The following is a 13,131-nucleotide window of genomic DNA, read 5'->3' on the forward strand; positions in this document are numbered from 1 at the left end:
TCAATGCCGCACGACACTCACGCGAAGAGGTCTTGGCCGCTATTCCGGTCGCTCGCGTCCTATTCGCTGCCTGGCGATCTCATGGCGGGGCTGACGCTGGCGGCCATCGCGATCCCCGAGCAGATGGCCACGGCGCGGCTCGGCGGCTTCGCGCCGCAGATCGGCTTCTTCGCCTTCATGGCGGGATCGCTGGGCTTTGCGATGCTCGGCGGCAACCGCTTCCTGTCCTGCGGCGCGGATTCCACGATCACGCCGATCTTCGCCGGCGGGCTTGCGGCGCTGGCCGCCGCCGGCTCGCCAGACTATCAGGGCCTCGCAATCGCACTGGCGCTGATGGTCGGCGCGATGATGCTCGCCGGCGGCGCCTTCCGCCTCGGCGGCATCGCCAATCTGCTATCGGTGCCGGTCATGGTCGGCTTCCTCGCCGGCATCTCCGTCCACATCACCGTGTCGCAATTGCCGGGCGTGCTAGGACTGGAATCGCCGAGTGGGCCGACGCTCGATCGCATCGGCGTGCTCGCAAGCGAGCTCGGCCGCAGCAATCCCTTCACGCTGTGCATCGGCTTCGGTGTGCTGGCCGTGGTCTTCGTCGCCGAGAAGGTCAGCGCAAAAATTCCGGGCGCGCTGATCGGGCTCGTCGCCGCGACCTTGGCCACAATCGCCCTCGGCCTCGAGAGCAAAGGCGTTAGCGTCGTGGGCCTCGTGCCCGGCACGCTGCCGCGGCCGACCTTCCCCGACCTTGCACCGGAGCAATGGGTGCGCCTCGTGCCGCTGGCCTTCGTGATCACGGTCGTGGTGATGGTGCAGACCGCGGCGACGACGCGGTCGTTTCCGTCCGATCCGGACAAGCCCGCCGATGTCGATCGCGATTTCCTCGGCGCGGGCGCCGGCAGCGTGCTGTCGGGACTGTTCGGCGCGTTTCCGGTCAATGCGAGCCCGCCGCGAACGGGTATCGTCGCCGAGACCGGCGGGCAATCGCAGCTTGCGGGCCTTGCCGCCGGGACAATCGTGCTGGCGCTGCTCGCATTCGGAACGGGGTTGCTGCAGCACGTTCCGGACGCCGCCCTCGGCGGCATCCTGCTGTTCGTCGCGCTGCGGATCATCCGCGTGAAGCAGATCGTCACGATCTATCGCCAAACCACGAGCGAATTCCTGCTGATCGTCGCCACCGCCGCGCTGATCATCTTGCTGCCGATCCAGCAGGGCGCGTTCCTCGGCATCGTGCTGTCGCTACTGCACGGCATCTGGAGCACGACCCGCGCGCGGCTGGTCGAGTTCGAGCGCGTGCGGGGCACCACGATCTGGTGGCCGGCGCATCCGCACATCACCGGCGAACGCATCGCCGGTGTCGCCGTGATCGGGCTGCAGGCGCCGCTGTCCTTCCTCAACGCGCCCGGCTTCCGCAGCGACGTGACCAAGGTGCTCGGCGCGATGCCCCCACAACTGCTGGTACTGGAGGCGAGCGGCATGGTCGAGATCGACTTCACCGCCGCGCAGATCCTGCTGGACGTGTTCAGGGCGTGCAGCGAACAGGGCGTCACGGTGGCGCTGGCCCGGCTGGAATCGGTGCGCGCGCAGGACGCGTTCGAGCGGTTCAGGCTGTTCGAGGCGCTGCCGCGGGACCACGTCTTCCACAGCGTGGACGAGGCCGTGCGCAAGCTGGCGAAATAATCCTGCTTACGCCCTCCGACCCTCATCCTGAGGAGCCCGCGAAAAGCGGGCGTCTCGAAGGATGGCCACGGGCGAGATCCGGGCCTTCATGGTTCGAGACGCGCGAAGACGCGCTCCTCACCATGAGGGTCTGGATGCAGTGGAGATCGCGAAAGCTGCCATCACTGCACCAGGGCCGGGTGATCACGCTGTATTATTTCGCGGATCCAGCTGGCATGGATCGCGCGAAAGAGGATCTGCGCGGTCTTGAGGTCGTTCGCCTTCATGCAGAGATCGACGATGCGACGGACTGCGTCGTCGCGCATCAATCCATCCGAGATCTTCATCGCGATTTCCATCGCGACTTTCGCCGCCCGCTCGTAGCGCTCGCTGTCGCGCTTGTCGTTGCGCGCAGAGCCTGCCGCGCTTGCCGCACCGGCGTCACAGATCGTACGGATGCGCTCGGCGGCCTCGATGTCGCCGAGCGGCCGTTCGATCGCTTCGTCCCAGATGTCCTGTCGCGTCTTGCGCGCGAACCACTTCATCGCCCCGCCACCCGTGGTCTTCCAGCCGCCGCATCGTCACGCTTCAAACCGCGCCCAGCATAGAGAACCGTGGTGAGATCGGCGAGGCAGTTTTTTCCGCCAAACTCCGCGGCCCGCGACACGTTCAGGACGTCCGACGCGGCCCGATCGCCTCGAACTGCGCCTTCTGCTCGTCGTTCAACGTGGCATAGAAATCTTCGAGCGCAGCGCGCACCGATTTGACGCCATCCAGCATCAGGTCGAGCCGCTTGTGGATCGCGGCCATTCGCGCCGGCGGCGTCATCACGTCGTTGGGCTGGCAAGCCGCCTTGAGCGATGCGCTGACCTTGGCGCTGGTATCCTGGAGCACCTGCAGCGCAGCGCGCTGGGTGCCGTCGGGATGAAGCCTCGCCTCGATGTCGGCGCCGGGCCAATCGAGTGCGGCAGACGCTCCACAATTCTGGACCAGCGATCCACCGGCAGTGTTGGAAGCCGTCGCGCGACGCTGATCCTCGGCCAGCGCATTGAAGCGCGCCTTCTGCTCGTCGGTGAGCGAGCCATAGAATTTATCCAGTGCGGGCTGAACGAGATCGACGGCTTTCTCCATCGCCTCGATGCGCTGCTGCATCGCCGCCAGCCGACCGGGCGCCGTCGCCGCGACCTGCGCAGGACAGGACGCGCGGATGATCTCCGCCGCCTGGATCGAGGCATTGCCGAGATCGTCGAGGCTTGCCCCTTGCGCATCGGTCGGCTGCACCGCAGCTGCGATCTGGTCGATCGGCAGACCGACGATTTCGCGGCGGTCGCTGCCGCAAAGCTGGTCGAGCGCAACGCCTCGCGCTTGCCGTCGTCCCTGCGGACGTTGCGGCAGATAGGCCGAGAGACCGTCATAGCCATAGGGCCCGAAGATGCCGGCATAGACATCCGGATAGCCGTAGCTCCAGAAGCCGAGACCGTCGCCCCAGATCGTGTAGTCGTAGAGGTCGTTATAGGCGAACGGCCAGAACAGCGGTCCGACCCAGCCATAGCCGCCCCCTGCATGTTGCCACCATCCGCTGCTTGCGCCATGCCAGCCGGCGAGTGCGGCAGCGGCTGCGATCTGGGCCCGCGCCGCCGGATTGCTGATCAGACGGCCGTTGCGGAAGGCGCTGGAGTGCGCGTTGAGCGCATTGCGGAAATTCGCGGGACGCACGGCCGCATTCCGCATCTGACCGAAGTTCGGGCCACCATGTCGGGCTCCAGTTGCGAACCGCATCCCGCGATGCCCGCCGCCACCATGCGCGTGCCCGAAACCGTGACCACCGAAATGGCCACCCCCATGATGACCACCTCCATGATGACCACCTCCGTGACCACCTCCGTGACCACCGCCATGGCCACCACCGCCATGGCCACCACCGCCCTTGCCCAGAGCCGTGCCCGCCAGCATGCAGGCCAGCGCCATCACGGCAATTCCAATGACCGGTCGCAACATCGCATCCTCTCGCAGAGCCGCGCCATTGAGGCATCGGAAGTCTACGGGAATTGGAACCGGCGCGGCTGCGGAAAGTTCCGCGACCGCGACGCGGCAGGCGCGCTAGACCTCCGGCACAATCTTGCCGGGATTGAAGATGTTTTGCGGATCGAGCGCCTTTTTCAGCGCCCGCATCGCGTCGATCGCCTCGGGGCCGAGTTCTGCATTGAGATATTTCTGCTTGCCCTGGCCGATGCCGTGCTCGCCGGTGCAGGTGCCGTCCATCGCCTGCGCGCGCTCGACCAGGCGATGCATGAACTCTTCGCCGCGCGCCATCTCATCGGAATCGTTGGTGTCGCAGACCAGCGAACAGTGGAAATTGCCGTCACCGACATGGCCGACGATCGGCGACAACAGGTTGAGGCGCTTGAGATCTTCCTCGGTCTCGTTGACGCAATCGGCCAGGCGCGAGATCGGCACGCAGACGTCGGTCGCGACCACGCCGATGCTGTTCCCGGGCCGCAGCGCCTTGACGGACCAATAGGCGTCGTGCCGCGCCTGCCACAGTTTTGTGCGATCCTCCGGCTTGGTGGTCCAGGAGAAATCGCCGCCGCCGTACTCCCCGGCGATCTCGGCGAAGGCCTTGGACTGCTCGGCGACCTCGATCTCGCTGCCGTGGAATTCCATCAGCAGTAGCGGCGTCTCCGGCAGCGTCAGCTTCGAATAGGCGTTGCAGGCCCGCACCTGCGCGGCGTTGAGCAGCTCGATGCGCGCCACGGGAATCCCGGTCTGGATCGCCAGGATCACGGCCTGACACGCCCCGTGCACGGTCTCGAACGACACCGCACCGGCCGCGATCGTATCAGGAATGCCGCGCAGACGGATGGTCAGTTCCGAGATGATGCCGAGCGTGCCCTCGGCGCCGACGAACAGATGCGTCAGGTCGTAGCCGGCGGATGTTTTCTTCGCGCGCGTGCCGGTCGTGATGATCTCACCGTCGCCGCGCACCACCTTCAGCGCCAGCACGCTGTCGCGCATGGTGCCGTAACGCACCGCGTTGGTGCCGGAGGCGCGCGTCGAGGCCATGCCGCCGAGGGAAGCGTCCGCGCCGGGGTCGATCGGGAAGAACAGGCCCTGGTCGCGCAGATGCTCGTTGAGCGCCTTGCGGGTGACGCCGGGCTGGATCACGCAGTCGAGGTCCTCGGCATGCACCGCCAGCACCTTGTTCATGTCGCGCAGGTCGATGGAGATGCCGCCGGCGGGTGCGTTGACCTGGCCCTCGAGCGAGGTGCCGGTGCCGAAGGCGATGACGGGCACGCCGTTTTTCGCGCAGATCCGCACCACGTCCTGAATGTCGGCAGTCTCCTGCGCCATCACCACGCCGTCCGGCGGCTGGTTCACAATCCATGTGGTGGTATGGCCGTGCTGCTCGCGGACGGCCTGCGAGGTGATGAGGCGGTTGCCGAACCGTGCGGCAAGCTGCTCCAGCGCACTTGCAAGGGCTTTCGGCGCCGGCCGCGGCGGATTATTGGTGATGGTCGTACCCACGGACGTTCCTCCCGACGAGACGAACCGTGGCAAAGGACATCTCACCGGTCAAGTCAAGCGGCCGGGCGCATAGCTGGGGAAGGAAACATGCCGGAGACTGCCGCCACAGTGCCATTCCGCGCCTCGATCATGCAGATCGAGCCGCAATGGATCGACTACAACGGCCACCTCAACATGGCCTATTACAACGTGATGTTCGACCACGCGGTCGACCAGATGTGGCTGACGCTCGGGATCGGGCCGGGCTACATGAAAGAACGCGGCGGCTCGACCTTCACCGCCGAATGCCATGTGCGGTATCTGCGCGAAATCCACCTCGGCGATCCCGTGCAGGTGTCGGTCTGGCTGCTGGAAGCCGACGACAAGCGGCTGCACACGTTCCAGGAGTTGCGACACGCGACCGAAGGCTGGTTGTCGGCGACCTCCGAAAACATGTCGCTGCACATCGACATGGGCTCACGAAAGGTGGCGGCCTTTCCACCAGACATCCGCGAGCGCATTGCGGCGGTGGTCAAGGCCCACAGTGCCGTGCCGCGGCCCGAGGGCATCGGCCGAAGCGTGGCGATGCCCTCGAAGCGGTAGTGCATGATCCGGAAAAGTGCGAAGCGGTTTTCCGGCAAGATCATGCACCAAATCAAACCGCGCTAGACCCTGGTACGGCCGCGAGCCAATCCAACAACGGCCGAGACCAGGAACAGCACGACCGCGATGAAGAAGATGATCTTGGCGATTTCGATCGACGCGCCGGCGAGGCCGCCAAAGCCCAGAATACCGGCGATCAGGGCGATAACCAGAAACGTCACAACCCAGCTAAGCATGATCCGAACCTCTGTTTCGATGTCTGTCTGCGATCGGCGCGGCTGACGCGCCTCACTTGCAGGACCAATCGCCAACTCGGAACAATGGTTCCGGGCCGCTGAAGCCGGAAATTCGCCTGACCGACAGGAACAAATTGGCTTTCCACGCACGTGGAAAACCCTTCCCCGCCGCCCCATATAGGGATCGATCCCTGTTAAGAAGGCTCCCCTTTCACCACCCCGCGGTGCCAACGTGGGGCCAAATGATTCGCATGACCGAGCCGAGCAAGATCACGTCCCAGAGCGTCCCCGACCACCAGCCCGCAGCCGGCGGCATCGCCGCGCGCGCGCGCGCCTCGGTGGGCCCGAAATATCTGTCCGGGCTCAATCCGGAGCAGCGCGAGGCGGTAGAGACGCTGGACGGCCCGGTTCTGGTGCTGGCCGGCGCCGGCACCGGCAAGACCCGCGTGCTGACCACGCGCATCGCCCATATCCTGAGCCAGGGCCGCGCGCGCCCCGCCGAGATCCTGTCGGTGACCTTCACCAACAAGGCCGCCCGCGAGATGAAGCACCGGCTCGGCCAGATGCTCGGCCATGCCGTCGAAGGCATGCCGTGGCTCGGCACCTTTCACTCCATCGGCGGGCGCATCCTGCGCACCCATGCCGAGCTGGCGCAGCTCAAGTCGAACTTCACCGTGCTCGACGTCGACGATCAGGTCCGGCTGCTCAAGCAGCTCCTGCAAGCCGACAATATCGACGACAAGCGCTGGCCGGCGCGCATGCTGGCCGGCCTGATCGACGGCTGGAAAAACCGCGGCCTGACACCGTCGCAGGTGCCGTCAGGCGAAGCCGCCGTCTTCGCCAACGGCAAGGGCGGCAAGCTCTATGCGAGCTACCAGGAGCGGCTGAAGATCCTGAACGCCGCCGATTTCGGCGATCTGCTGCTCGAGGACATCCGCATCTTCCGCGAGCACCCCGATATCCTGCGGCAGTACCAGCAGCGCTTCAAATTCATCCTGGTCGATGAATATCAGGACACCAACGTCGCGCAGTATCTGTGGCTGCGGTTGTTGTCGCAGGCGCCATCGAAGCCAACTACACCCGCTGTCATTCCGGAGCGGCTCGTAGAGCCGAACTCTTACGTACAATTGCACGTCGGAGAATCCAGAGGTGAGTCCGACAATCGAGATTCCGCGCCTTTGGCACATCCCGGAATGACGACTCCTTCCCCCGTCAAAAACATCTGCTGCGTTGGCGACGACGACCAGTCGATCTATGGCTGGCGCGGGGCGGAGGTCGACAACATTCTGCGCTTCGACCATGATTTCCCCGGCGCCAAGGTCATCCGCCTCGAGCGCAACTACCGCTCGACCGGCCACATCCTCGCCGCCGCCTCGCACCTGATCGCGCACAACGAGGGCCGGCTCGGCAAGACGCTGCGCACCGAGGACCAGGACGGCGAGAAGGTCACGGTGACGGGTTCTTGGGATTCGGAAGAGGAAGCCCGCGGCATCGGCGAGGAGATCGAGCAGATCCAGCGCCAGGGCGACAAGCTCAACGAGATCGCAATTCTCGTGCGCGCCTCCTACCAGATGCGCGAGTTCGAGGATCGTTTCGTCACGCTCGGCCTGCCCTATCGCGTCATCGGCGGCCCGCGCTTCTACGAGCGCGCCGAAATCCGTGATGCGCTGGCTTATCTGCGCGTCATCAACTCGCCGGCCGACGATCTCGCCTTCGAGCGCATCGTCAACACGCCCAAGCGGGGCCTTGGCGACGCCACCGTGCAGATGCTGCACGACCACGCCCGCAAGCGCCGCATCCCCTTGTTCGAGGCGGCGCGCGCCGTGGTCGAGACCGACGAGCTGAAGCCGAAGGCGCGCGGAAGCCTGCGCGAGGTCGTCGCCCAGTTCGACCGCTGGCGCGCCCAGCGCGAGGTCACGGCTCATACTGATCTGGCCCAGATCGTGCTGGACGAGAGCGGCTACACCGAGATGTGGCAGAAGGACCGTTCGGCGGACGCCGCGGGCCGGCTCGAAAACCTCAAGGAGCTGGTGCGCTCGATGGAGGAGTTCGAGAACCTGCAAGGGTTTTTGGAGCACATCTCGCTGGTGATGGACCGTGACAGCGGCGCCGATGAGGACGCGGTGTCGCTGATGACGCTGCATTCGGCCAAAGGCCTGGAATTCGACAACGTGTTCCTGCCCGGCTGGGAGGAAGGCCTGTTTCCGAGCCAGCGCACGCTGGACGAACAGGGCCGCGCCGGCCTCGAGGAAGAGCGCCGACTCGGCCATGTCGGCATTACCCGCGCCCGTCGCCGCGCCAAAATCTATTTCGCGACCAACCGCCGGATCCATGGCACCTGGTCGACCACGATCCCGTCGCGCTTCCTCGACGAGCTGCCGGCGGCCAATGTCGAGATCACGGAATCCAAGGGGGGCTCGGCCTGGGGCGGCACCGGCGGCTACGGCGCCTCCCGCTTCGACGACATGGAGGCGTTCGGCTCCACCTATTCGACCCCGGGCTGGCAGCGCGCCCAGGCCAATCGCAATCGCGGCGGCGGCGGGGGCGGCAATGGCGGCCGCGGCAGCTTCGAGGAACAGGCCTCGTCGTTTTCGTCCCAGTCGTCCTCGCCAGATTTCGGCAGCTTCTCCTCGCGCCGCCGCGGCCCGATGACGATCGAGGGCGAGCTGGTCGCCAAATCCACCGGCACGACCTCGGAATTCTCCCTCTCCGACCGCGTCTTCCACCAGAAATTCGGCTACGGCCACGTCACCAAGATCGACGGCAACAAGCTCACCATCCATTTCGACAAGGCAGGCGAGAAGAAGGTCGTGGACAGCTTTGTGCAGCGCGCGTGAGCGATTGCGGCGCGCTCACTAAGCGCTAGTTGGCCCGGACTAGTTTTAGGTCAGATGATTCTTTGGGAGAACGTCATGGCTGACCGCGAGCCGCGATATCATTCGGCGCCCGGAACGAGAGGGGTGGAAGCTTGTGCGCGTTACCGGCTCCCACCACGTGTTCAAAAGCCCCGTCTCAGGGGAAACGCTCGTCATTCCGTACCCCAAGAAGGACTTGGGAAAGCGATTGGTCCGTGCCATCTATAAGGGCGCGGGTTGGAAGCCCGACTGAGGTCGAAATGGCTCACTACATTGCCATCATTGAGGACGCCGGTCCGGACCACGCCGTTGGCGTATCGTTTCCCGACCTGCCCGGCTGCGTTTCCGGTGGCGACGATATCGACGAGGCCTTGCACAATGCGCCCGAGGCTCTGGAGCTCTACGCGCAAGATCTGAGTGGGGATGGCCGCCAGCTTCCCCGGCCCAGGACCCTGACCGAGCTCAAGGCCGATCCGAACGTCGCCGACGATCTCAGGAACTACATGGTCGTCCTGATCGAATTGCCGGCCCGCGCAGACGCTGCGGAGTGAGGACTGTTCGCCGCACTGGCCGGCCTGTCGACAGTTCTGGTCCGAACAGGCCTTGACCACCGCGAACTTCCCCGTATCAGATGCAGCCATGGTCCGGGGCTCCATCACACTGATCTTGCTGGCATTGGGTATGCCGTCGCTTGCGGCGGCGGAGACCATGAGCTTTGGCGATTCACTCGGGCTCCTGGCCAAGAGTTGCGGTGCGGAAATCGTTGCCAATTGCCGCGGCGTCAACCCGGACTCGACCCGCCTGAAGGAGTGCCTTTCCCGCAATCGCGACGTGCTCTCGCAGCAGTGCCAGAGCGACTATCTCGGCGCCTTCGATGCCATCCAGAAGCGCGTTGCCGCCCGCGTCACCGTGGCGAACGTCTGCCAGCGCGAGATCGTCAAGGTCTGCGGCGGCTCGACCAAGGAGACCAGCAAGGCGATCCCCTGCCTGATCTCGACGCCCAAGGGCATCAGCAACAACTGCCTGAAGGCCGTCGACGACGCGGGATATCGGTGATGCGCGCGAACAGGCTTTCCACCGCCGCAATTGGCATCGCGCTCGGTCTTGCCCTGCTCGCGGGCGCGGCAGAAGCGCAGACGGCGCCGCCGACCCGCGACGACATCGTCGCCAAGCTCAACCATTTCGAACAACCCGCTGAGATCGATATCCCCGCGCTGAAGCTGCAGGTGATGGAGCGGGCCAAGGCCAGGATCAAGAACGATCCGGGTCCGGTGAACCGGCCGCTGATCGCGCCGGATCTGGCCAATTTGCCGACCTTCACCGCGCAGATCCAGTTCGACGCCGACACGCCGATCATCCAGCCGGCGTCCTACCAGGCCGTCGGCCGCATTGCCGACGCGCTGGTCCATGCCTCGCTGCTGCCCTACACCTTCCTGATCGTCGGCCATGTCGAATCCAACGTGAAGACGCGCGAGGCTAACGCGATCCTGAGCCAGCGCCGCGCGGACGCGATCCGCGACGTGCTGGTGAACACGTTCAAGATTTCGACCAAGCGGCTGCATCCGATCGGCCTCGGCGAGGAGCAGTTTCTCGACCGGGCCAGGCCGACTTCGGCCGCCAACGGCCAGTTGCAGATCCAGACCTTTGCCAAGCTGCCGGAGGACGAGCCTGCGCGCCCGGCTGCGGCGCCTGCGCCTGCGACGAAAAAGCCGGCCAGGAAGCACTGAGCGCATGCGCCCCGGCGCCTGACGGAACCCTTTGAAGTGTTGCCGTTTTGTGACCTGTCTCACAGCGCGACAGACCGGCTTTGCGCGACAATAACGCCGGTTTGTGCACCGCGCTATCAGGTGCTATAGGCTTTTTTCGCCCTTCCCCGACCCCATGCTGCACGAGACCGAGATGGCCAGTTATTTTCAACGCCAACTGGCCGACTACGTCGAATATCATCGCGATCCCTGGAATTGCGCGATGCACGTGGTCGGCATCCTCCTGCTCTTCACCGGCGCCGTACTGCCGCTGACCCTGGTGCACGTCCCGCTGTTCGGGATCGAGGTGAGCCTGGCCGTGATTTTTGCCCTGCCCGTGCTGGTCTACTGGCTGATGCTGGACGCCGGGATCGGGCTCGGCATCCTCGCCTCGATGATCGTGCTGCTTTCTGTCGCAACCGCGATCGGCAATCAGGTCTCGATCGTCATGATGTGGTCGATTTTTGCGGTGCTGATCGGGTCTGGCGTCGCATCGCAGATCGTCGGTCACAAGGTTTTTGAGGAGCGGCAGCCGTCGATGGTTGACCACCCCGCCCATTTCTTGCTCGGACCGATGTTTGTCATGGCGAAATTATTCATTGCATTGGGCTTCCGTCGCGACCTTGCCGCGATTCTGGCGCCTCTTCCGACCAATTCCCTTTCAACCCGATAGTTCTAGACGCGAAACAAGCAAACCTCTGCATGGCTCTCGTACTGGTTACCGGTGGCAGCGGCTTCATCGGACATCATCTCGTAGAAGTGCTCCGCGCCCGTGGGCAGCGGGTGCGTGTTCTCGATGTGCGTGCGCCGGCGACGGCGAATGCCGACGTTGAATATGCCCATGGCTCGGTGCTGGACGGCGCCGCGGTCGATGCAGCGATCATGGGCGTCGATCAGGTCTATCACCTCGCCGGCCTGCCCGGCATGTGGGTCGCCGACAAGCAGGCCTTTCACGACGTCAATTGCCGCGGCACAGAGATCGTGCTCGCGGCGGCGATGAAGCGCGGCGTCTCCCGCTTCCTGCACTGCTCGACGGAATCGATCCTGTTCCCGTATTCTGACCTGGGCGGTGTTCCCGCCGAAGAAGCGCTGCAGCCGGCTGATGCGATGCCGGGCGCCTACACGCGGTCGAAATCGCTGGCCGAGCATTGCGCCGCGAAGGCCGCGGCTGAAGGTTTTCCGCTGGTGATCGGCACGCCGACCATGCCGATCGGTGCCGCCGACCACAATCTGACGCCGCCGACCGCGATGCTGTGGTACTTCCTCCAGAAGAAGGTGCAGCCGCACCTCAACTTCCTGGTCAATCTCGTCGACGTCCGCGACGTGGCCATGGGCCTCGTGCTGACCATGGAACGCGGCCGCATCGGCCAGCGCTACATCCTCGGCGGCGATTGCGTTCCGCTCGGCCAGATCCTGCGAATGATGTCCACGATGAGGGGCCGCCGGCAGTTCCCGGTCGTCGTTCCCGGCAAGATTGCCGAGCTCTCCGCGATCATGCTCGAATATCTATCCGATCACGTCACGCGCCGGCCGCCCAACGGCACCGCCGAGGGCGTGCGCATCGCGCTCGCCGCGAGCGACCTCTCGATCGACAAGGCGCGCACCGAGCTCGGCTACTCGCCGCGCCCGGTCGAACCGGTCCTGCGCGAAACCATCACCCATCTTCTCGCCCGCGGCGGCGCGCTTGCCTCCAGCGCCATCGAGCATCACGCGCTCTCCTCGCGCGCCAGCTGAGCTGCCGCCAACCCAAAGAACCTTTCCGCATGTCCTTCGATTTCAGCAAGCTTCTCTCTGTCGCCTGGGGTGGTTGGACCACGACCTGGCCGACGCAACTGCTCGCCCTGATCTGGCTCGCCTGGCTCGCAAGCTGGGTCGGCGCCTCGTTCTGGCAAGGCCGCACCCAGAAGCAGGTGATGACGCTGGAGTCCGGGCGCTATCGCATCCCGATCCTGGTCGGCGGCATCCTGTTCACGCCGTGGACCGCGGAAGTGCTCGGTGAGAAGCCGCTCTGGGTGTTCAGCAATACCGCTGTCTACATCACGGCCCTGATCGTGCTGGCCGGTATCTCCTTCACCTGGTGGGGACGGCTGCATCTCGGACAATTTTGGTCCAACACCATCACTCACAAGCAAGACCACCGCGTCATCGACACCGGCCCGTACGGCATCGTGCGCCATCCGATCTACACCGGCCTGATCCTCGGCATGCTGGTAACCGGCATCGCGGTCGGCACGGTGACTGCGATGCTCGGCGCGATCCTGATCTCGCTCGGCATGTGGCAGAAGGGCCGGATGGAAGAGGTGTTCCTGTCCAAGGAGCTCGGCGAAGACGCCTACGGCGCCTATTGCCGCCGCGTGCCGATGATCATCCCGTTCCTGGCGCCGCGGTGAAATTCAGTCTCGTGTCCCGGACGCGTTGCAATGCTCTTGCGTTGCGACGCAGAGCCGGGACCCAGATGGCGAGGCATGCACTGTCGTAAGATGGGCCCTGGCTCAGCAGCGCACCGCGGAAGGCGCGCTGCGTTGCGTCCGGGGCACG

The 13,131-nt window shown here is 65.1% G+C and carries 14 protein-coding genes; 10 read left to right on the plus strand and 4 right to left on the minus strand.

Annotation, left to right across the window (positions count from 1 at the left end):
* Positions 1-3 precede the first annotated feature (3 nt).
* Positions 4-1,671: a SulP family inorganic anion transporter gene (locus IVA74_RS20485; protein WP_247347636.1), complete on the plus strand. Its 1,668-nt coding sequence runs from the start codon at positions 4-6 to the stop codon at positions 1,669-1,671.
* Positions 1,672-1,832: 161 nt separating this feature from the next.
* Here IVA74_RS20485 and IVA74_RS20490 read toward each other — a convergent pair whose 3' ends face one another.
* The 3 genes from IVA74_RS20490 to IVA74_RS20500 form a co-directional block, all read right to left on the minus strand.
* Positions 1,833-2,195 carry a hypothetical protein gene (locus IVA74_RS20490; protein ID WP_247347637.1) on the minus strand — a complete coding sequence of 121 codons (363 nt, stop codon included), beginning with the start codon at positions 2,193-2,195 and terminating at the stop codon, positions 1,833-1,835.
* 124 nt (positions 2,196-2,319) lie between these two features.
* Positions 2,320-3,648 carry a Spy/CpxP family protein refolding chaperone gene (locus IVA74_RS20495; RefSeq protein WP_247347638.1) on the minus strand — a complete coding sequence of 443 codons (1,329 nt, stop codon included), beginning with the start codon at positions 3,646-3,648 and terminating at the stop codon, positions 2,320-2,322.
* Between the two features lie 102 nt (positions 3,649-3,750).
* Positions 3,751-5,175 carry an FAD-linked oxidase C-terminal domain-containing protein gene (locus IVA74_RS20500; RefSeq protein ID WP_247347639.1) on the minus strand — a complete coding sequence of 475 codons (1,425 nt, stop codon included), beginning with the start codon at positions 5,173-5,175 and terminating at the stop codon, positions 3,751-3,753.
* 87 nt (positions 5,176-5,262) lie between these two features.
* Here IVA74_RS20500 and IVA74_RS20505 point away from each other — a divergent pair, with 87 nt between their 5' ends.
* Entirely contained in the window at positions 5,263-5,757 is a 495-nt protein-coding gene (locus IVA74_RS20505; protein WP_247347640.1) for a thioesterase family protein, read from the plus strand.
* 62 nt (positions 5,758-5,819) lie between these two features.
* Here IVA74_RS20505 and IVA74_RS20510 read toward each other — a convergent pair whose 3' ends face one another.
* The gene (locus IVA74_RS20510) at positions 5,820-5,993 is read right to left on the minus strand and encodes a DUF1328 domain-containing protein (RefSeq protein ID WP_007613448.1); all 174 of its coding nucleotides are present in this window, start codon (positions 5,991-5,993) and stop codon (positions 5,820-5,822) included.
* 242 nt (positions 5,994-6,235) lie between these two features.
* Here IVA74_RS20510 and IVA74_RS20515 point away from each other — a divergent pair, with 242 nt between their 5' ends.
* The 8 genes from IVA74_RS20515 to IVA74_RS20550 all read left to right on the plus strand — a co-directional run bounded on the left by IVA74_RS20515 (position 6,236) and on the right by IVA74_RS20550 (position 12,983).
* Positions 6,236-8,830 carry a UvrD-helicase domain-containing protein gene (locus IVA74_RS20515; protein ID WP_247347641.1) on the plus strand — a complete coding sequence of 865 codons (2,595 nt, stop codon included), beginning with the start codon at positions 6,236-6,238 and terminating at the stop codon, positions 8,828-8,830.
* A 100-nt stretch (positions 8,831-8,930) separates the two neighbouring features.
* A complete protein-coding gene (locus IVA74_RS20520; RefSeq protein WP_346730964.1) occupies positions 8,931-9,101 on the plus strand; it encodes a type II toxin-antitoxin system HicA family toxin in 171 nt (56 codons plus the stop codon).
* 7 nt (positions 9,102-9,108) lie between these two features.
* A complete protein-coding gene (locus IVA74_RS20525; RefSeq protein ID WP_247347649.1) occupies positions 9,109-9,399 on the plus strand; it encodes a type II toxin-antitoxin system HicB family antitoxin in 291 nt (96 codons plus the stop codon).
* Positions 9,400-9,487: 88 nt separating this feature from the next.
* Complete coding sequence (locus tag IVA74_RS20530; RefSeq protein ID WP_247347651.1) at positions 9,488-9,904, plus strand: hypothetical protein; 417 nt, start codon at positions 9,488-9,490, stop codon at positions 9,902-9,904.
* Entirely contained in the window at positions 9,904-10,575 is a 672-nt protein-coding gene (locus IVA74_RS20535; RefSeq protein WP_247347653.1) for an OmpA family protein, read from the plus strand. Before IVA74_RS20530 ends, IVA74_RS20535 begins: the two co-directional genes overlap by 1 nt.
* Before the next feature lie 154 nt (positions 10,576-10,729).
* The gene (locus IVA74_RS20540; protein WP_247347655.1) at positions 10,730-11,266 is read left to right on the plus strand and encodes an Mpo1-like protein; all 537 of its coding nucleotides are present in this window, start codon (positions 10,730-10,732) and stop codon (positions 11,264-11,266) included.
* A gap of 29 nt (positions 11,267-11,295) precedes the next feature.
* Positions 11,296-12,327 carry an NAD-dependent epimerase/dehydratase family protein gene (locus IVA74_RS20545; protein ID WP_247347657.1) on the plus strand — a complete coding sequence of 344 codons (1,032 nt, stop codon included), beginning with the start codon at positions 11,296-11,298 and terminating at the stop codon, positions 12,325-12,327.
* A 29-nt stretch (positions 12,328-12,356) separates the two neighbouring features.
* The gene (locus IVA74_RS20550; RefSeq protein ID WP_247347659.1) at positions 12,357-12,983 is read left to right on the plus strand and encodes an isoprenylcysteine carboxylmethyltransferase family protein; all 627 of its coding nucleotides are present in this window, start codon (positions 12,357-12,359) and stop codon (positions 12,981-12,983) included.
* The last annotated feature ends 148 nt before the right edge of the window (positions 12,984-13,131 follow it).

The sequence above is a fragment of the Bradyrhizobium sp. 132 genome (assembly GCF_023074185.1).
Lineage (GTDB): Bacteria > Pseudomonadota > Alphaproteobacteria > Rhizobiales > Xanthobacteraceae > Bradyrhizobium.